Here is an 18,951-nt window from a genome sequence, read left to right on the forward strand (position 1 = left end):
AGATCAAGAGTGATGCTGCGTCAGTTTTTACCGACGCGTAACTTCCCCCACTACCTTACTCGCGCGTAATTTGGCATGAGCACATGGAACGTCGGTACAGAACTTGTGGTCCGGGCCGCAGGGCGCAGTGACATCGCAACTCCCTTGAGCCGCAAGGAGACCACACGATGCTGCCCTGGACACGTGCGCCGCGCACCCCACGTGCGCGGAGACGACTCGTCGCACTGCTCCTCGCCTTCGCAGCGTTCGCCACCCCCACGGCGACCGCCACCGCAGCCACCCCCACCGCCGCCACAGCCCCCTCCCGTGGCTGGAACGACTACTCCTGCAAACCCTCCGCAGCCCACCCACGCCCCGTCGTCCTGGTCCACGGAACCTTCGGGAACTCGGTCGACAACTGGCTCGTCCTCGCCCCGTACCTGGTCGGCCGGGGCTACTGCGTCTACTCGCTCGACTACGGGCAGCTGCCCGGCGTGCCGTTCTTCAACGGCCTCGGCCCGATCGACAAATCGGCCGGCCAGCTGGCCACCTTCGTCGACCAGGTGCTCGCCGCCACCGGAGCGCCCAAGGCCGACATCGTCGGCCACTCCCAGGGCGGCATGATGCCCAACTACTACCTGAAGTTCCTCGGTGGCGCCGCCAAGGTGAACGCCCTGGTCGGACTCGCCCCCGACAACCACGGCACCACCCTCCTCGGGCTGACCAACCTGCTGCCGTACTTCCCGGGCGCCGAGGACCTGCTGAACGCCCACACGCCCGGCCTCGCCGACCAGATGGCCGGATCCCCCTTCATCACCAAGCTCAACGCGGGCGGCGACACCGTGCCCGGGGTGCGGTACACGGTCATCGCGACCAGGTACGACGAGGTCGTGACCCCGTACCGCACGCAGTACCTGAACGGGCCGAACGTACGCAACGTCCTGCTCCAGGACCTGTGCCCGATCGACCTGTCCGAGCATGTGGCGATCGGGACCGTGGACCTGATCGCCTACCACGAGGTGGCGAACGCCCTGGACCCGGCGCACGCCACCCCGACCACCTGCGCCTCCGTCATCGGCTAGGCCAGGCCTGGACCGCCTCTCAGTGTCCGCGTCGGGCCGCTTCGCCGGCCCGGCGACGGACCGAGGCGAACAGGGCGGCCGCGCCGACGGCGAGCGCGGCCGCACCGCCGATCGCAAGGTACGGGGTACTGCCGTCGCCACCCGTCTCGGCGAGGCTCTCGCCCGCCGGGGCGGGGCCGGTGGCGCTGTCCGGCTCGGGTGCGTTCGCCTCGGACGGGCCTGCCGACGCCCCGGCGGCCGGAGCCGCCTGGGTGACCTTCGCGCCCGTACCGGCGTCGTCGTCACCATGACCGGCGTGCTCCACGGACGACTTGCCGGCACCCCCGGCGATCTCCTGCTCGGTCGGCGCGGACGCGGTCGGCGCGGGGACCGCGCCCACCGAACCACTGCCGTCGGCACCGCCGTCGGTGCCCCCGAAGACCACATCGGAGCAGGCGTAGAACGCCTCGGGGGAGTCCGAGCGCTGCCAGACGGTGTAGATCAGCTGCCGCCCCGAACGCTTCGGCACGGTGCCGTCGAACACATACGATCCGTTCTCCAGCTTCGGGTCGGCGGCCGTGGCGAACGGCTCGGACTCCAGATCCGACCACTTCAGGGGCTTCGTCGGGTCGTAACCGGCCTTGGTGAGATACAGCTCGAACGAGCCCTTGTGCGGTGCGGTGGCCCGGAAGTGGAAGGTGTGGCTGCCCGCCGCCATCTCGGTCGACGGCCAGTCGGCGCGCGGCAGATCGAGCCCCTTGAACTTGTCGTTGCCCGCACTGCACAGCTTGCCGTCCGGGATCAACTGCCGGTGATTTCCCGCCGCATTGGCGATGTTGACCCCGTTCCAGTCGTACAGCGCCTGCGTCCCGCCCGCCGCGACCGCGGCCACGCACGCCGCCGACTTCGGATGCTCGGGCCCCTCCGCGAAGCAGGCGGAGACCCGGCTGACCGGATCCGTCAGCGAGCCATGTGCGGCGGCCGGAGCCGCGGACAGGCCGGTCAGCGCGAGCGGCGCCACACCGAGCGCGGCGATTGCGGCGACCTTGCGGCGAGCGGTCCTGATCACGGTCATGGTGCGTCTCTCCTTCGGCGGTTCACGTCTGCGTGCAGGAGAAGCTAGCCGCCCGCCGGCCCGAAAACTGCTGCTGGAAGGGGTACTCGGCGATCTTTATGGCCGACTTAAGGAGCGGCTCAGCAGCGATTAAAGAAGACGCTGACCGGCGCCTCCGATCCGCTCCGTCCCGCCGCCCGCCGTCCGCGGGCGAGCCGGTGGAGTGGCGCGCGGGCAGCGTGTGCCACCCCTTCCACCACCGTGAGCGGTCGGCCCGCTGATCGACTGTGTCGGTGGTGGCTGGGACGATCGGCGCATGACGACGATCGACTGGGACTCCGCCGCCGACTCCTTCGACGAGGAGCCCGACCACGGGCTGCTCGATCCGGTGGTCCGGCACGCATGGGCGCAGCGGTTGGAGAGCTGGCTGCCCGGCGAGCGCTCCGATGTGCTCGACCTGGGATGCGGCACCGGAAGTCTGGCCCTGCTCGTCACCGGGCAGGGCCACCGTGTCACCGCCGTCGACCGGTCGCCGCGCATGGTCGAGCAGGCGCGGGCCAAGCTCGCCGGGACGGGCGCCGAGGTGCTGGTCGGGGATGCGGCCCGACCGCCGGTCGGGAAGCAGCAGTTCGACGTGATCATGGTCCGCCATGTGGTGTGGCTGCTGCCCGACCCCGCGGCGGCCCTGCGCCACTGGTTCGGACTGCTGCGGCCCGGCGGGCGGCTGCTGATGATCGAAGGGGTGTGGGGCGGGGTGGGTCTCTCCGCCGAGCAACTGACCGGGCTCCTCGCCCCGCTCACCGAGCGCATCCACCACGAGCGGCTCTCCGACGACCCGGACCTGTGGGGCAAGCACGTCGACGACGACCGCTACGCCCTGCTGGCCCGCGCCGAACCACCGCACCGGCACACCGAGATCGTCGATGTGCATCTGATCCTCCGCCGCGGCACCGACGTCCTGCTCGCCCGGCGCGCCCGTACGGGATACGCGGACGGGCTGTTCAACGGCCCGTCCGGACATGTGGAGGACGGCGAGGACGTCCGCGAGGCGATGATCCGCGAGGCCGCCGAGGAGATCGGCGTCGAACTGGACCCGGACGAGCTGCGGGTCGCCCTGGTCATGCAGCACCGCGGCCCCGGCGGCGCCCCCCGGACCGGCTGGTTCTTCGAGGCGGAGTACGACCCGGCCCGCCCGCCGTACAACCGTGAACCGGAGAAGTGCTCCGGACTCGCCTGGTTCCCGCTGGACGCCCTGCCCGACGACATCGTCGCGTACTGCCGTGCGGGGCTGGACGGATACCGGGCGGGGGAGCGCTTCCTGATCCACTGGCACGAGGACGGCGACACCGTGGCCTACCAGCCGCACGGCATCCGCCGCGCGGTCCCGCTGCCGTCGGGCGGGGCCCGCACCGGCGGGGTGCACCACATCGAGCTGTGGGTGCCCGACCTGGCGGCGGCCGAGGCGGGATGGGGTTGGCTGCTCGGCGAGCTCGGCCATGTGCCGTATCAGAGCTGGGAGCGCGGCCGCAGCTGGCGGCGCGGCGACAGCTATCTGGTGATCGAGCAGTCGGCCGATCTGACCCCGGGGCCGCACGACCGGCTCCGCCCGGGTCTGAACCACCTCGCGTTCCATGTCCGGGACCGGGCCACGCTGGACGCACTGGTGGCGCGGGCCCCGGACCACGGCTGGCGACTGCTGTTCCCGGACCGCCATCCGTATGCGGGTGGCGAGGGGCACTGCGCCGCGTATCTGGAGGACGCGGCGGGGTTCGAGGTGGAACTGGTGGTGCGTTAGGGGGTGTCGCCGGGCGGGCACGGTGCGGCCAGCAGCCCCGCGAGCCCGCCCGCAAGGGCCAGGCGTTCCAGCTCGTCCAGCGCCTGGCGGGCGGCATCCGCAGCCGCCGGATCGCGTGCGGTCAGGCCGCTCTCCTCGAACTCGTCCTCGTCCAGTCGCAGTACGGACGAGCCGTCCGCCGACACCCACAGGTCGAGATCCAGGTCCTCCACGAGCAGTTCCCCGTCGCGCAGCACGGCAGGCCGGGTGATGTCGCAGTACCAGCCTTTCAGCGTCCCCGCGCCGGTACGGACCTCCTTCACCGCGAACCACCGGTCGCGCCAGTAGTGCTCGGTGAAGACATCGCCCGGCTCGAACCGTACGAAGCCGAAGTCGCGCACACCCGGCGCGGCCCACGGGGCCGTCACCGTCACCCGGATGCCGTCGTCGCGTACGACGTCCGCCAGGTAGCGGATCTTCGTCCGGCCCGCCTTGACCAGGGCGACCTCAACCGAGCTTGCGTACATGCCGTACCTCCGTGGCGCAGATCCCGTAGCCGAACCATGTGTTGATCGCCAGCATCGGGCCGTTGTCCGCGTCATTGCCGGTGTACGCGTCCGTGTAGCCGGCCGCGCGTGCCCGGTGCAGCGAGTCGTTCTTGGCGAGCTTTGCCAGGCCCCGGTTGCGGTACGCCCTGCGGGTGCCCGTCATCCCCGACCAGTAGCGGGTCAGACCGTCGGTGTTCGCGGCGCTGAACGCCGCCACCTGGTCGTCCACCACCACGACCGAGGTGAGCTCCCGGTCGAGACCGGGGTTGCTCCACGTGTGCTGCAGCCAGTCCTCGTAGTCCGCGAGCTCGGTGGGGGTGTCGCTCGGCTCGTCCGCCGTGGACTCGGCGTCCGCCTCGAACAGCGGCCTCGGGTCGTCGGCGAAGTCGGCGGCGGTACGCAGTTCCACACCGGCCGGGAGCTCCTGACGGGGCGGCAAGGTGCCGTGCGCCAGGTCGAGATGGAGGAAGTGCGCCGGGCGGCTCGGCGTGTAGCCGCGCTTCTCGGCGAAGGCCCGGCTCGCCGGTTCGTCGAGCACCCAGGTGTAGACGGCGACGGCCCCCGCACCGGCCAGATACTCCTCGGCGGTGCGCACCAGCAGCGAGCCCGCCCCGCGGCCCGTCCGCCGGGGGAGCGTGTAGGGATTGCAGAAGCCCTGGCCGGGTTCCGGGCTGTCATAGGCGATGCCGACCTGCGCGGTGCCGATGATCTCCCCGTCCTCCTCGGCGATCAGCAGCCGGTACCGCTTGTCGGGGTGGGCGGTCGCCTGCTCGAAGACGACCTGCTCGGGTGTGGTCACCATGTACGGGAGTGCGGCTCGCCGCACCCGTACCCAGGCCTCGGCGTCGGTGGGCAGGAAGTCGCGCACGATGACAGTCATGCGCCGGACGGTACGCGGCGGTCCGGCCCGGTCGCCTCCGAATTTCCGGCGGTGGGGGAGAATCGGTCCCGTGACCTTGAAGATCGCCATTGATCCGGACGCCGGCACCGCCCCGTACGAGCAACTGCGCACGCAGATCTCCGAACTGGCCCGGTCCGGCGAGCTGCCCGTCGGCTACAGACTTCCGACCGTACGCGGCTTCGCCGAGGAGCTGGGCCTCGCCGCGAACACCGTCGCCAAGGCGTACCGGGCGTTGGAGTCGGACGGGGTGATCGAGACCCGCGGGCGCAACGGTACGTTCATCGCCGCCGCGGGCGATACGGCGGAACGCAAGGCGGCTGCTGCGGCGCGGGAGTACGCGGAGCAGGCGAGGCGGCTCGGGCTGTCCCGCGCCCGGGCGGCGTCGCTGGTGGAGGATGCGGTGCGGGTGGCCTACGAGGGGTGACAGGGCGGACCGGGGCCGTCCGGTAGCCGTTAGGTCATCGAGTGCCGGACGGGCCTGAAGATGTCATCGGATGCCGGACGGGCTCAGAGGCTGTCCCCAACTGCCGGACGGGCCTGATCTCAAGCCTGCCCGGCGATCGGGTACTACACCTCAGAGGTACAGTCCCGCGTCCGCTCCCGCGTCCTGCTTCGGTACCGACGCCGGCCCGGTGCCGCGCCGCAGTGCGTACAGCTCGGCCAGCGTCGCGCCCTCCCGGCCGAGCCCCTCCTCCGTACCCAGCCAGGCCACCGCCTCCCGGCGGCTCAACGGACCGATCTCGATGCGGGCGAGGCAGCGGCCGGGCCTGACCACCGCCGGGTGGAGCCGTTCCAGGTCCTCATTGGTCGTCACCCCCACCAGCACGTTGCGTCCCTGGCCCAGCAGCCCGTCGGTGAGGTTCAGCAGCCGGGACAGCGCCTGGCCCGCCGTGTGCTTGGCCTCGCCGCGGATCAGTTCGTCGCAGTCCTCCAGGAGCAGCAGCCGCCACCGGCCCTTCGTCGTGCCGTCGTCCTCGCCGATCGCGATGTCCATGAGATAGCCGACGTCGTTGAAGAGCCGCTCCGGATCGAGTACACAGTCGACCTGGCACCAGTCCCGCCAGGACCGCGCAAGCGTGCGCAGCGCCGACGTCTTGCCGGTGCCGGGCGGGCCGTGCAGCAGGAGCAGCCGGCCCGCGATGTCGTCCGGGGTCACCTTCATCAGCCGGTCCATGGCATCGGCCACCGGTGCCGTGTAGTTGTCGCGCACCTCGTCCCATGTGCCGGCGGCGATCTGCCGGGTGGTGCGGTGCGGGCCGCGGCGCGGGGAGACGTACCAGAAGCCCATGGTCACGTTCTCGGGCTGCGGTTCCGGTTCGTCCTGGGCGCCGTCCGTCGCCTGTTCGAGGATCTGCTGCGCCAGCTCGGGGGTGGTCGCGGTGACGGTGACGTCGGCGCCGCGGTTCCACCGCGAGATGAGGAGTGTCCAGCCGTCGCCCTCGGCGAGTGTGGCGCTGCGGTCGTCGTCGCGGGCGGCGCGCAGCACCTTGGCGGCGGGCGGCAGCAGCGTCGCCCCGGACTTCACCCGGTCGAGGGAGGAACTGTGCGAGTACGGCTGCTCGCCCGTCGCGAAGCGGCCGAGGAACAGCGCGTCGACGACGTCGGCAGGGGAGTCGCTGTCGTCGACGGTGAGCCGGATCGGCAGAGCGGCCTCAGGGTTGGCAGACATGGCGCCCATGATCCGGCACGGCGGCACCCGGCGCACCCAGGTTTCGCCACCTCCCGTCAACCGGCCCGCACATGGGCCGTTCACTCCGCGGAAGCGGTTTTGTCCACCGGTGCGCAGGATGCCGGATTCCGGTGTGACGGGACCTCAGGAGGGCGTCAGAAAGCGCTCATCCGATCGACTTGGCATGGACACTTCCGGACCGGCGGACCTGCTGCTACCACTGAGTAGGCAGAGATCCTGCCGGTTCGGTCCAAGGGAGGTTCCATGAAAATGTCCAGACTCGTGGCGTTCTCGTCCTCGCTCCTGCTAGGTGCCGTACTCGCCCTGACCGGGGCAGCCACCGCGAACGCCGCATCGTCCGTCCAGGCCGTCGACTACGTCGCCCTCGGCGACTCGTACTCCTCGGGGGTCGGGTCCGGCAGCTACGACAGTGCCAGTGGTGACTGCAAGCGCAGCACCAAGGCCTACCCCGCCCTCTGGGCGAACGCCAACTCGCCCTCGTCGTTCGCCTTCACCGCCTGCTCGGGTGCCCGTACCGACGATGTGACGGCTGGACAGCTCTCCCCGCTCAACTCCTCGACCGACCTCGTCTCGATCTCCATCGGCGGCAACGACGCAGGCTTCGCCGATGTCATGACCACCTGTGTACTCCAGTCGGAGTCCACCTGCCTCAGCCGGATCGCCACAGCCCGCAGCTACGTGGACACCACCCTGCCCGGCAAGCTCAACTCGGTGTACACGGCGATCAGGTCCAAGGCGCCGGCCGCCCGTGTCGTCGTCCTCGGCTACCCCCGCTTCTACAAGCTCGGCGGCAGCTGCATCGCCGGTCTGAGCGAGACCGAGCGCTCCGCCATCAACAGCGCGTCCGACTACCTCAACGCGGCAACCGCCAAGCGTGCTGCCGACCACGGCTTCACCTTCAGCGATGTCGCCGGGAGGTTCACCGGGCACGAGATCTGCTCGGGAAGCGCATGGCTGCACAGCGTCAACTGGCTCAACATCGGTGAGTCGTACCACCCCACCGCCGCCGGACAGTCGGGCGGATACCTGCCCGCCTTCAGCTCCGCCGCCTGACCGGGCGGACCGCCCGGGTCAGTCCTCCGCCGGGTAGGAGGCCCCGTTCGACGGGGTCTCCGTCCGGCAGGTCACCGAGAACTCCACCCCGTTCGAGGTGACCACGACCGGACTCCTGACCTCCAGCGTGATCGTTCCGTGGTACGTGGTGTCCTGCTGGTACGTCAGTTCCGTGTGCGACACCTTCTTCGCGCGCCCGTCGCCGGAACCGAAGGGCAACGACTGCCAGCCCGGATCGGAACTCGTACCGTCCTTCAGCACCCACCGGTACTCGACCTCCGCCGGCGTGCGCCCCACCGTGACGGTCGCCTCGACCGCAGGCGCCGATGCGTGCGGGGGAGGACAGCTGCCCTCGTAACTGCCGCGCACCGAGGTGAGATAAACCGTCACGGTCTGCGGCGGCGGCTTGCTCGTACTGCTGTGGCTGCTTCCGCCGCTCACGGCCTTGCCCGTGGTGTCGCCGTCGCCGGTGGAGCTGCTGCCGCCCTGCGCTCCGGCGGACCCGGGCGCCTCCTGCGCGGCGGGTGTGGTGTGCGGAGCGCTGCTGGTCGCACCCGGGCCGCTGCCCGTGGCACCTCCCGTGTCGCCGTCGTCACCGCGGTCCGCGAGCGTCCAGATGATCCCGCCGACCGCCAGCAGCAGCACCGCCACGCCCACGGCGAGCAGCGCGACCGCCCGGCGCGGCGGCCCGGCGGGGGCGACTTCGGCCGTCGTGGACGGATCCGACGAGGGCGGCGCGGGTACGGGACGGGGTGCCCGGGGTGTGATGGTGCCGGCCGTCGTCGTCGGACCGTACGGATCCGGCGTACCCGCCCCGGTGGCGCGCGGCGCACCGCCCGCCGCGATGATGCGGAGCTGGTGCTCGGCCTGTTCGGCGGAGAGCCGCTCAGCAGGATCCTTGCGCAACAGCCCCTCGACGACCGGGCCGAGCGGGCCGGCCCGCCGGGGCGGCGGCAGCTCTTCGTCGACCACAGCCCGGAGGGTGTTCAGCGGTGTGTTCTGACGGAACGGCGAATTGCCCTCGGTCGCGGCGTACAGAAGCACTCCGAGCGACCACAGATCCGATTCGGGCCCCGGCGTGCGCCCCAGCGCGCGCTCCGGTGCGAGGAACTCGGGCGAGCCGATCAGCTCGCCCGTCATGGTGAGTGCGGACGTCCCCTCGACCAGGGCGATCCCGAAGTCCGTCAGTACCACCCGCCCGTCGTTGGCGAGGAGCACATTGCCGGGCTTCACATCACGGTGCAGCACCCCGGAGGCATGGGCGCTGCGCAGCGCGGCCAGCACCTCCGCGCCGATGCGCGCGGCCCGCTGAGGGGTCATCGGCCCCTCGGCGTCCAGCACTTCGGAGAGCGCGAGCCCTCGGATCAGCTCCATCACGATCCACGGGCGGGAGTCCTCGGTCGCCACGTCGTAGACGGTCACCACATTGCGGTGCGAGACCCGGGCCGCCGCCCACGCCTCCCGCTCCAGGCGCGCGTACAGCCGTTGTACGTCGGAGGAGGCGAGCCCCGACGGGGCGCGGACCTCCTTCACGGCGACCTCGCGCCCCAGCACCTCGTCGCGCGCCCGCCACACGACCCCCATCCCGCCCTGGCCCAGGGGCCCCAGCAGGCGGTATCGGCCCGCGATCAGTCGGTCGTCGCCCGGCACTTCGCTCACGGTGATCCCCCATCCGCAGGAGTGGCGGCAGCACGGCGGAAACCTCTCCACGCTAGCTCAGACCGGCCCGTTCCAGACCCCCTTGCGCAATAATCCGCCGCTGCGGGCAACCGCTCCCGATCTGTCCAACTCGCCCTGGAATCGAGCGAATTATGAGCCCGATCGTCAACCTCCGTATGTGTGTGCTCAATCCGACGACCGGGATACACGAGTGTCATAGTGGGGGGATAGGGTTAACCTGCCCGGGCCGGGTGCCCTCGTACGGGTGGGGAGTGACATGGAACAGATAGCGATGCGCAGCAGGCCGCGTGTGCCTGCCATCACATGTGGGAGCAGTGCGACCAGTTCGCGCCTCGACCGCCATCTCGCAGTGCTCGGCGGTCCCGCCGTCCCGCAGCGCGAGACCGCGGAAGCGACGCTGCTGATGCTCGAGCTCACCTCGCGCGACGCCGCGCACACCCGCCGGAGCAAGAGCGCGCGTGTCTCGCTCTTCGCGCCGCTGCGGCGACTGCGACGCTCGCTCTTCGGTGGCCGCCACTGACCCGACGGACCGTCACCACCGTTCCGGCCCCTGACTGATCCGGCCCGCCGCTCGGGCCGCTCAGGCGATCACACCGTCCCGGCACAGCGCTGCTCTCCTGCTCGTCCGTCATCCCCGCGGCCCGCAGCAGCGCTTCGGTGTGCTCGCCGAGCGCCGGTTCGGTCCCCGTGCCCGGCTCGCCCATGATGCCGCCCCGCCCCGGCACCGTGATCGGTGGCAGCACGGTCCGCGGCGCACGCCCGGATCGCCTGCCAACTCCAGTCATCGCGGCGCCTGTTCGCCGAGTCGATGCCACGCCCGTGGTGCGTCGTGCGGGCCGACGGCGGGTGCGTGGGATCCCGTGTACGTAACAACTTTTTCATCACGAGATGTTGACGTCGAAAACTTCCAGGGCCAGGGTGCTGATCGTTTGGCACGTACACGGCACCTCACCCCCGGAGGCGTACATGTGTGACCTGCACGATCAGCACGAGCACGCGCACGAAGCGGCCTTGGCGGCAGGACCGGTCCTCAGCCGGAGACGGATCATGCAGATGCTCGGCGCGGCAGGGGTGACCACCGCAGTGATGGCGGCCGACGCCGACCCGGCGATGGCCGCGGCCTCCGAGGCGGCCGACACCGCGACGGACGACGGTTACGAGGCTCCGAAGGGACTGGCGCAGGACAGCCCGGCCAAGCAGGCGGCGATGGGCTGGATCGACGGCAACAGCGGTCGGATCACCGGGCTCAACGCAGAGATATGGGACCACGCCGAGCTCAGCCTGCGCGAGTGGAACTCCTCATTGGCCGAGGCCGGGTTCCTGGAGAAGGCGGGCTTCGACGTCGAGTTCGGCACCGCGGGCTTCCCGACCGCGTTCACCGCCACGTTCCGCCACGGCAGCGGCGGCCCGGTCCTCGGCTTCAGCGGGGAGTACGACGCGCTGCCCGGCCTCTCGCAGAACAAGGGCGTCGGCCACCACGACCCGCGCGAGTACATCCACGACCCGTTCGCGCCCGGTTACGGCCCCGGACACGGCTGCGGGCACAGTGCGCTGGGAACGGCCGCGGCGGCCGCCGCGGCAGCCGTCGCCCAGACCGCGAAGAAGCACCGGCTCCCGGTCACCGTGAAGTTCTTCGGCTCGACGGCCGAGGAGGCGCTGATCGGCAAGACGTACGCAGTCAGCAAGGGCGTGTACGACGGCCTCGACGCCTTCCTGGACTGGCATCCGTCCACGGCCAACGCCACCGGCTGGGGCACCACCACCGCGATGACGGCGGTGACGTTCACCTTCCTCGGGGTCGCCGGACACGGCGGCACCCCGCTCGGCAACAAGAGCGCGCTGGACGCCGCCGTGATGATGGCGACGATGTCGGAGTTCCTGCGCGAGGAGAACCTCGCCCCGTCGGGCCGGCTCCACTGGGTGATCAACAACGGTGGTGACATCCCCAATGTCACCCCGGAGATCGCCGAGATCTCGTACTACGTGCGCGAAGGCAGCCCGGCCCGCGTCCAGGTGCTGCTCGACAAGGTGATCGCGGTCTCCGAAGCGGCGGCGAAGGCCAGCCAGACCACGGTCGGACACCGGATCACCTCGGCCTGCTGGAACCAGCTGCCGTCGAAGTCCTTCGCCGAACTGCTGCACGAGAACATGACGCAGATCGGTCCGCCCGCGTTCACCGACGAGGCGCACGCGCTGGCGAAGGAACTCCAGGAGTCTCTCGGACTGCCGGCCGCCGGCATGCACGACAAGGTCGGCGCGCTGACCCCGCCCAACCCGGTCTTCATGGGCGGCGGTTCGACGGATGTCGCGGACATCAGCTGGAATGTGCCGACCGTTTCGATGGGCGCGGCCCTGGCCCCGATCGGCACCAAGATGCACACCTGGTCCACGGCCGCGTGCGCGGCCGCCGCTCCCGGTCAGGCGGCGGTGCTCGCGGCGGCGAAGTATCTGGCGGCGACCGCGGTCGATCTCATCACGCAGCCGGAGCGGCTGAAGGCGATCAAGGCCGAGTTCGCGGAACGCACCAAGGGGCTGGAGTGGAAGACGGCGCTGCCGGAAGGCTATGAGCCGCCGATGTACGAGCCGCCGTCCTGGTTCCTGAAGAAGACCGGACAGAAGTGGCCGCCGAACAACATCACCTGGCCGCCGAAGCGGGTCGTGTCGCACGAGAAGTTCTCCTCGCTGGGACCGGAGCTGTCACCGCAGAAGTAGCGGGCGGGTGCCGGGGCGTGTGCGCGGCATGCCCCGGCGCCACGGCACCGGGTGACGCCTGCCCGGCGGCGGGAACAGCGCTCGGGGCCGCCGGAGTCGGCCCGGGTCACTCGCCGCCGCGTGCGTGGCGTCGTACGGCCAGTGGGACGAAGACCGCGAGCAGCACCGCCGACCAGGCGATTGTGCCCGCCACCGGGTGGGTGACCGGCCAGGCGGCGTCGGGGGGCGGTGATGCGTTGCCGAACAGGTCGCGGGTGGCGGCGGCCATGGCGCTGATCGGGTTCCACTCCGCGACCGTCCGCAGCCAGCCCGGCAGGTTGTCGGTCGGGATGTACGCGTTGGACAGCAGCGGCAGGACGAAGGTGGCACTGCCGAGTTGGCCGGCCGCCTCCTCGTTGCGGATCAGCAGGCCCAGCCAGCAGCCCATCCACGACGTGGCGAACCGGAGAAGCAGCAGCAGCCCGAAGGCGCCCAGAGCGGCGAGCGGGCCGCCCTCGATCCGCCAGCCGACCGCGAGTCCGACCAGGATCAGCGGGACCATGCCGATGGCCGTGGTCAGCAGATCGGCGGCGGTCTGGCCGAGGGGTACGGCGGGCCGGCTCATCGGCAGTGTGCGGAACCGGTCCATCACCCCGCGGTGGCAGTCCTGCGCGGACTGGAACATCCCGGTCATGATGCCGTTGGCCGCCGTCGACGCGAGCAGACCCGGCACCAGGAACGCGCGGTACTCCTGGCCGGGCATGGCCAGGGCGCTGCCGAACACGTAGCCGAAGAACAGCAGCATCGTGATCGGCATGGTCTGGGTCAGGATCACCACGCCCGGGGCTGCTTTGATCCGCTGCAGATGGCGGCCCAGCACGGCCAGGCTGTCGGCGATCGGGGTGCTCGTCGCGGGTCCGGTGTGCTGCTCATGGGCCAGTACGGTGCTGCTCATGCTGCCGTCTCCTTCAGAGGCGGGGAGGTGCGGCCGTCGCCGCGGCCGGTCAGGCGGAGGAAGACCTCGTCGAGCGTCGGCGGGCGCAGGCTCGCATCGATCACCGGTACGCCGGCCGCGTCGAGTTCGCGGACGATTCTGGGGAGGGTGAGAGTGGCGTCGGTAGTGACGGCGCCCACGGTGCGGCGCTCGTGGTCGAGTACCGGTTCGGCGCCGGTGAGCTGGTCGAGGACGGCCGCTGCCGGGACCAGTGCCGACGCCTGAGGGACGACCACCTCGGCGTACGAACCGATGAGGGCCTTCAGCTCGGCGGGGGTGCCGCGGTGGGCGGTCCGGCCCCGGTCGATCAGCACGATGTCGTCGGCCAGCTGATCGGCCTCCTCCAGATACTGCGTGGTGAGCAGGACGGTCGTGCCCCGGCCGGCCAGTTCGCGTACCGCCGCCCAGATCTGGTTGCGGCTGTGCGGGTCGAGTCCGGTGGTCGGCTCGTCCAGGAAGAGCACCCTCGGCCGGGTCAGCAGGCTGGCGGCGAGGTCGAGGCGGCGGTGCATGCCGCCCGAGTAGGTGCGGGCCGGGCGGTCGGCGGCGTCGGTCAGCTCGAAGCGTTCGAGGAGCTCGTCGGCGCGGATGCGTGCTGCCTCGCCGCGGAACCGCAGGAGCTTGGCGAAGAGCCGCAGGTTCTGTCGGCCGGTGAGCTCGCCGTCGACCGAGGCGTTCTGCCCGGTGACGCCGATCGCCGCGCGTACCGAGGCCGCCTCGCGCACCACGTCGTGCCCGGCGACCCTGGCGCTGCCGCTGTCCGGGGCGGTCAATGTGGTGAGCACCCGGACGGCGGTGGTCTTGCCCGCGCCGTTCGGCCCCAACACTCCGCAGACGGCGCCCTCGGTGACGGCGAGATCGAGGCCGCGCAGTGCATGGACATCGCCGTAGTGCTTCTCCAGACCTTCACTAAGTACAGCGTACGTAGTTGTCATGTGGCCCACCGTAGCGCACTACGTACGGTGTACGTAACTAGGATGGTGAACGAGGTGATGATCGATGGTGGGGCGACCCGCTGTACCGGAAGTGATCTGGGCGCGCCCCGAGCGTGCGGGCCGCGGCCCCAGGCCCGCGTTCAGCCGCGCCGACATCGCGGCAGCCGCCGTCCGTATCGCCGATGCGGAGGGCTTCGACGCGGTGTCCATGCGGAAGGTCGCGGCGGAGCTCGGCTGCGGCACGATGTCGCTCTACAACTACGTACCCCGCAAGGAGGACCTGTACGAGCTGATGCTCGACGCGGTCAGCGGCGGGTACGAGTTCCCGGAGCCGTCCGGCGACTGGCGCGCCGATCTCATCGCGCTGGCCCATCAGGCCCGCGAGATGATGCACCGCCACACCTGGGTGCCGCGGCTCATGTCACCCGTGTACGGCTTCAGCCCGAACGCGCTGCGGTATCTGGAGTACACGCTCAGCTGCCTGGACGGCGTGGACGCACGGTTCGGCGAGAAGATGGAACTCATCGCCATGATCAACGGCGTGGTGACCACCTACGTGGCCAACGAGATCGCCACGGCGGAACGCAGTCGGTCGCTGCCCTGGTCCGAGGAGCAGGAGCAGGCCGCACGCACCGGCTATCTGATCAGCCAGATCGCGACCGGGAGGTATCCGCGGATGGCGGCGGGATTCGCCGAGGACCCCGGGCCGATCGATCTGGACGGCGTCTTCGACCGGGCACTGCACCGGGTGCTGGACTCGTTCGACCGGTAGCGCGCATGCGCCCATGCCGTCACAGCAGCGCGAACTGCCCGTCCGGCCCCTCCTCCTGATGGTCGAGCACCGACGCGGGCCGGCGGGCCGTCGCCGCCACCGGCAGGACGCCGGCCGCCCGCAGATCACCGGCGGTGAGCTGCGGACCTTCGGTCAACGCCTGCTGCCGGGGCCGGAGTTCGGTGAGCAGTGCCAGCACGGTGATCAGTTCCAGCAGCTCCGAGGTCCACTCCTGGGGCCAGCCCCGGGGCCGTATCGCTTCCAGCCCGTCCGCCTCGTCCGACGAGGCCCGCCGCCCGAACCACAGCTCCAGCATCCGTACCCCGCCCACCCGGAACTCCCAGGCCCCCGCCGGTACCGGCGAAATGCGTCCCGTACCCAGCAGGAGCGCCTCGTCATCGGGGTCGTACTCCAGCGTGCCCGGCGCGGCCGGTACCGCCGCCCGCACATAGGGGCGCCGCCCGCCGGGCAGCCGGGGGCGCTCCCCGCCACGGGCACCGCGCAGCTGCAGCCGCGACAGTTCCCGGCCCAGTTCCACCCCGGCCCACCAGCGTGCGGTGTCGGCGGGCAGCGGTACGACACAGCCGGCGGGGGAGTGGCGGGCCGCCGTGACGATCCACGCCAGCACGGACTCCGCGGTGACCGCGTCCCCGTGCCGGGCGCGCAGCAGCCCGAGCAGACCGGGCGCCAGATTGGGTTCCAGTCCACCGGGCCGCCGGTAGAGCGGCCGGATCCGGCCGGGGCGGCCCGCCGGGGAGTGGCCGTCGGGCAGCAGTGCCGTCACGGACAGGGCGGGACCGGCGTCCTGCGGTACGTACCCGTGCTCGACGGCGAAAAGTTGGTGGCCGTCGGCGACCCGCCACAGCTCCGGGCGGGCGGCGTCGATCAGCCGGTGGTCGGGGATCAGCCACTGCTCGTCGTACGGGCCGTGCAGGATCCGTACCGGCTCGGGGCAGGGGCCGGACTCCCGGGCGAACCGGGCGGTGGAGCCGGACTGTCCGGGCAGCGCCGCGACCGGAGTCTGTTGGCTACGGGAACGGGTGGGCCTGAAGAGCCGTTCGCGCTCAGCTCCCTCGGTGCGCACCAGCCGCGCCCAACGGGCCTTGAGGGAAGCGGTGTCCGGAGCCGTCACCCACTGGCGCCCGGTGCGCAGGGGTCGTACGGACCATGGCATGAGGTCGTCGAGCAACGGGATGTCGTCGTCCCCGCCGGCTCCGGCGCCCGCCCGTGCTGCCACCGTGTCGTCCTCCCCGTCGCCACGTCTGCCCGCCCCCGGCATCGTAACGGCGTGACGCGGGAGGGTGCCCGGTCAGTGCGCTTCCACCGTCACCGAGAAGGAGAACCGGTCGCCCCGGTACCGGATCTGTGCCACATCCACCACCCGGCCGCTCTCGTCGTACGTCACCCCCGTGTAGAAGAGGATCGGGCTGAGCAGCGGGACCTGCAGGAGCTCGGCGGTGGCCGGGTCGGCGAGCCGGGCCTCGACCGTGTCCGTGATCCGCGCGATCCGGACGCCGACGCGGTCGCGCAGCACCTTGGTCATCGGCCAGCGTTCCAGATCGGCGGGATCGAGCCGGGCGGCGACCTCGGGATGCACGGCGTTCTCCGCCCAGTTGGTGGGCTCACCGTTGTCGCCGTCGCAGCGCAGCCGTCGGTAGCCGACCACCTCCGTGCACTCCGGGAAGTACTCCACGAGATCGCCCGTCAGTGCCAGCGGACCGTGGCCGAGAACCGTGGTCCGTTCGCCCGACTGCTGGGCGACGATCGCATCGATCGAACCGAGCAGCCGCACCGGTGACACCCGCCGGGCGCGCGGCTCGATGAAGGTGCCGCGCCGCCGGTGTCTGCTGATCATCCCCTCCGTCTCCAGCTCCTTGAGCGCCTGCCGCATCGTGAGGACGCTGACGCCGTAGTGCGCGGCAAGCTGTTCCTCGGTCGGCAGCCGCAGCGAGGCGTCCTGGGCTCGGCCGAGTATGGAGGCGCGCAGGGACTGCGAGACCTGGTACCACAGCGGCAGTTTGCGGTTCAGCACCAGCGAGTCGGGGGCGAAGGCCGTCACCTGGGGCGTCTGGGGAAGTTGAGGCACCTGGGTCACCTGGACTCTCCGTACTGCGACACTGCGGTCGCGACGAGCGGGGGCTGGAAGGGGCGGGCTTCGCCCAGGGTCTTTCGTTTGGATCAGGCTGGATCAGGGAGCGGGGTCCGGTGCGTGCAGCTGCAAGGCGGAGGAGGGAGCCCACGCGGAGCGAATGGGGTCTCCCCCGCTCGAGCGAAGCCGAGAGCTCGGGGAAGACTGACGACAACGCGGCAGATGTGCGTGCCGGGCCCCGCGAGCCCAGCATGATCCAAACGAGAGGCCCTAGGGCCGGAAGTTGCGTTCGAGACCCTGCCACACGTCGTCGTACCCGCGCTGCAGATGGTCGGCGGTTGCCGCCTGTCCGGTCGCCGTGACCGGCCAGCGGGTCTCGAACATGAAGGCAAGACCGTCGTCGATCTTCTGCGGTTTCAGCTCCGCGGCGCTCGCCCGGTCGAAGGTCTCCCGGTCCGGGCCGTGCGCCGACATCATGTTGTGGAGCGAGCCGCCGCCCGGCACGAAGCCGCCCTTGCCGGCCGTCTTCGCGTCGTACGCGCCCTCGATCAGCCCCATGTACTCGCTCATCACATTGCGGTGGAAGTACGGCGGCCGGAACGTGTCCTCGCCGACCAGCCAGCGCGGCGCGAAGACGACGAAGTCCACACCGGCCAGACCGGGGGTGTCGGACGGCGAGGTCAGCACAGTGAAGATCGACGGGTCGGGGTGGTCGTAGCTGATGGAGCCGATGACATTGAAGCGGTGCAGGTCGTAGACGTACGGGGTGTGGTTGCCGTGCCAGGCGACCACGTCGAGCGGCGAGTGGTCGTACGTCGCGGACCAGAGGTTGCCGCAGAACTTGTTGATCACCTGGACCGGGCGGTCCTCGTCCTCGTACGCGGCGACGGGGGCGAGGAAGTCACGGGCGTTGGCAAGGCCGTTGGCCCCGATCGGCCCGAGGTCGGGGAGAGTGAACGGCTGACCGTAGTTCTCGCAGACGTAGCCGCGGGCGGAGTCGTCGAGGAGTTCCACGCGGAAGCGGACTCCGCGGGGGATCAGCGCGATGTGGCCGGGGTCGGCGCGCAGCAGGCCCAGTTCGGTACGGAGCAGCAGGCCGCCGCGCTCCGGGACGATCAGCAGTTCGCCGTCCGAGTCGCTGAACACCCGGTCGGTCATGGCCGTGTTGGCGTGGTACAGGTGCACCGCCATGCCCGTGCGCTGGGTGACGTCGCCGTTGCCGCCGAGGGTCCACAGGCCTGCCAGGAAGTCCGTATCGGGAGCGGGCTCGGGGAGCGGGTTCCAGCGCAGCCGGTTCGGATCGGGGACGGACTCGGCGAAGGGGGCGGTGCGCACCGCGCCGTTGTCGATCCGGACGAACGGCGGGTGGGCGGCCGACGGGCGGATCCGGTAGAGCCATGAACGGCGGTTGTGGGCGCGCGGTTCGGTGAAGGCCGAGCCGCTCAGCTGCTCGGCGTAGAGCCCGAGGGGCGCTCGCTGCGGCGAGTTACGGCCGTGCGGCAGCGCCCCCGGGACCGCCTCGGAGCTGTGCTCGTTGCCGAAACCGGGGGAGTGCGCAAGCGCTTCCGCCGTCTTCCTCGCCTGCTCGATGCCGCTGGTGCTGCCCATGCCGCGCTCCCGGTGCCGAAGAAATCCTATGGGTCACCGTAGGAATCAGATCGGGGCACGTCAACGGGGCGGGGCGGTGGCGCGCCGCGGATCCGGGGCGGGGCCGTGCCGGAAATCTTTTG

Annotated in this window: 17 protein-coding genes and 1 pseudogene; 7 read left to right on the forward strand and 11 right to left on the reverse strand. The window is 71.0% G+C overall.

Features of this window, described 5'->3' with window-relative positions; all coding sequences use genetic code 11:
• Positions 1–167 precede the first annotated feature (167 nt).
• The gene (locus tag OHB49_RS32725) at positions 168–1,061 is read left to right on the forward strand and encodes an esterase/lipase family protein (RefSeq protein WP_313936549.1); all 894 of its coding nucleotides are present in this window, start codon (positions 168–170) and stop codon (positions 1,059–1,061) included.
• 19 nt (positions 1,062–1,080) lie between these two features.
• On the opposite strand, the gene OHB49_RS32730 is transcribed toward OHB49_RS32725, so the two are convergent.
• Positions 1,081–2,115: a lytic polysaccharide monooxygenase auxiliary activity family 9 protein gene (locus OHB49_RS32730; RefSeq protein ID WP_329164556.1), complete on the reverse strand. Its 1,035-nt coding sequence runs from the start codon at positions 2,113–2,115 to the stop codon at positions 1,081–1,083.
• Between the two features lie 295 nt (positions 2,116–2,410).
• On the opposite strand from OHB49_RS32730, the gene OHB49_RS32735 reads away from it, so the two are divergent.
• Positions 2,411–3,889, forward strand: a complete 1,479-nt coding sequence (locus tag OHB49_RS32735) for a trifunctional class I SAM-dependent methyltransferase/NUDIX hydrolase/VOC family protein (protein WP_329164558.1) — start codon at positions 2,411–2,413, stop codon at positions 3,887–3,889.
• On the opposite strand, the gene OHB49_RS32740 is transcribed toward OHB49_RS32735, so the two are convergent.
• On the reverse strand, positions 3,886–4,395 hold the full coding sequence (locus OHB49_RS32740) for a DUF402 domain-containing protein (RefSeq protein ID WP_329164559.1): 510 nt from the start codon (positions 4,393–4,395) through the stop codon (positions 3,886–3,888). The genes OHB49_RS32735 and OHB49_RS32740 overlap by 4 nt on opposite strands.
• Positions 4,376–5,296, reverse strand: coding sequence for a GNAT family N-acetyltransferase (locus tag OHB49_RS32745; protein ID WP_329164560.1), 921 nt, complete (start codon positions 5,294–5,296; stop codon positions 4,376–4,378). Before OHB49_RS32745 ends, OHB49_RS32740 begins: the two co-directional genes overlap by 20 nt.
• Positions 5,297–5,366: 70 nt before the next feature.
• Between OHB49_RS32745 and OHB49_RS32750 the strand changes: the two genes are divergently transcribed.
• Positions 5,367–5,741, forward strand: coding sequence for a GntR family transcriptional regulator (locus tag OHB49_RS32750; RefSeq protein WP_030968273.1), 375 nt, complete (start codon positions 5,367–5,369; stop codon positions 5,739–5,741).
• A 150-nt stretch (positions 5,742–5,891) separates the two neighbouring features.
• Here OHB49_RS32750 and OHB49_RS32755 read toward each other — a convergent pair whose 3' ends face one another.
• Positions 5,892–6,986 (reverse strand): DUF5925 domain-containing protein, encoded by a 1,095-nt coding sequence (locus tag OHB49_RS32755; RefSeq protein ID WP_443079586.1) that lies wholly within the window; start codon positions 6,984–6,986, stop codon positions 5,892–5,894.
• A 264-nt stretch (positions 6,987–7,250) separates the two neighbouring features.
• Here OHB49_RS32755 and OHB49_RS32760 point away from each other — a divergent pair, with 264 nt between their 5' ends.
• A complete protein-coding gene (locus OHB49_RS32760) occupies positions 7,251–8,060 on the forward strand; it encodes an SGNH/GDSL hydrolase family protein (RefSeq protein WP_329164563.1) in 810 nt (269 codons plus the stop codon).
• Between the two features lie 18 nt (positions 8,061–8,078).
• On the opposite strand, the gene OHB49_RS32765 is transcribed toward OHB49_RS32760, so the two are convergent.
• Positions 8,079–9,719, reverse strand: a complete 1,641-nt coding sequence (locus tag OHB49_RS32765; protein WP_329164565.1) for a serine/threonine-protein kinase — start codon at positions 9,717–9,719, stop codon at positions 8,079–8,081.
• Positions 9,720–9,996: 277 nt separating this feature from the next.
• On the opposite strand from OHB49_RS32765, the gene OHB49_RS32770 reads away from it, so the two are divergent.
• Entirely contained in the window at positions 9,997–10,260 is a 264-nt protein-coding gene (locus OHB49_RS32770) for a hypothetical protein (RefSeq protein WP_030968281.1), read from the forward strand.
• Positions 10,261–10,320: 60 nt separating this feature from the next.
• Here OHB49_RS32770 and OHB49_RS32775 read toward each other — a convergent pair.
• Positions 10,321–10,489, reverse strand: a pseudogene (locus OHB49_RS32775) (CoA transferase); the annotation flags it as partial.
• 217 nt (positions 10,490–10,706) lie between these two features.
• On the opposite strand from OHB49_RS32775, the gene OHB49_RS32780 reads away from it, so the two are divergent.
• Entirely contained in the window at positions 10,707–12,452 is a 1,746-nt protein-coding gene (locus OHB49_RS32780) for an amidohydrolase (RefSeq protein ID WP_329164567.1), read from the forward strand.
• A gap of 106 nt (positions 12,453–12,558) precedes the next feature.
• Here the strand turns inward: OHB49_RS32780 and OHB49_RS32785 are convergent, their stop codons facing one another.
• Both OHB49_RS32785 and OHB49_RS32790 read right to left on the reverse strand, forming a co-directional pair.
• Positions 12,559–13,386 carry an ABC transporter permease gene (locus OHB49_RS32785; protein ID WP_329164568.1) on the reverse strand — a complete coding sequence of 276 codons (828 nt, stop codon included), beginning with the start codon at positions 13,384–13,386 and terminating at the stop codon, positions 12,559–12,561.
• The gene (locus OHB49_RS32790) at positions 13,383–14,360 is read right to left on the reverse strand and encodes an ATP-binding cassette domain-containing protein (protein WP_329164570.1); all 978 of its coding nucleotides are present in this window, start codon (positions 14,358–14,360) and stop codon (positions 13,383–13,385) included. Before OHB49_RS32790 ends, OHB49_RS32785 begins: the two co-directional genes overlap by 4 nt.
• A 64-nt stretch (positions 14,361–14,424) precedes the next feature.
• Here OHB49_RS32790 and OHB49_RS32795 point away from each other — a divergent pair, with 64 nt between their 5' ends.
• Positions 14,425–15,132 carry a TetR/AcrR family transcriptional regulator gene (locus OHB49_RS32795; protein ID WP_030968289.1) on the forward strand — a complete coding sequence of 236 codons (708 nt, stop codon included), beginning with the start codon at positions 14,425–14,427 and terminating at the stop codon, positions 15,130–15,132.
• A 19-nt stretch (positions 15,133–15,151) separates the two neighbouring features.
• Here the strand turns inward: OHB49_RS32795 and OHB49_RS32800 are convergent, their stop codons facing one another.
• The 3 genes from OHB49_RS32800 to hmgA all read right to left on the reverse strand — a co-directional run bounded on the left by OHB49_RS32800 (position 15,152) and on the right by hmgA (position 18,829).
• Positions 15,152–16,369, reverse strand: a complete 1,218-nt coding sequence (locus OHB49_RS32800) for a type ISP restriction/modification enzyme (RefSeq protein WP_329164571.1) — start codon at positions 16,367–16,369, stop codon at positions 15,152–15,154.
• A 72-nt stretch (positions 16,370–16,441) separates the two neighbouring features.
• Entirely contained in the window at positions 16,442–17,227 is a 786-nt protein-coding gene (locus OHB49_RS32805; protein WP_329164573.1) for a GntR family transcriptional regulator, read from the reverse strand.
• Positions 17,228–17,491: 264 nt separating this feature from the next.
• A complete protein-coding gene (gene hmgA / locus OHB49_RS32810; RefSeq protein WP_329164574.1) occupies positions 17,492–18,829 on the reverse strand; it encodes a homogentisate 1,2-dioxygenase in 1,338 nt (445 codons plus the stop codon).
• Between the last annotated feature and the right edge of the window lie 122 nt (positions 18,830–18,951).

The sequence above is a fragment of the Streptomyces sp. NBC_01717 genome (genome assembly GCF_036248255.1).
Lineage (GTDB): Bacteria > Actinomycetota > Actinomycetes > Streptomycetales > Streptomycetaceae > Streptomyces.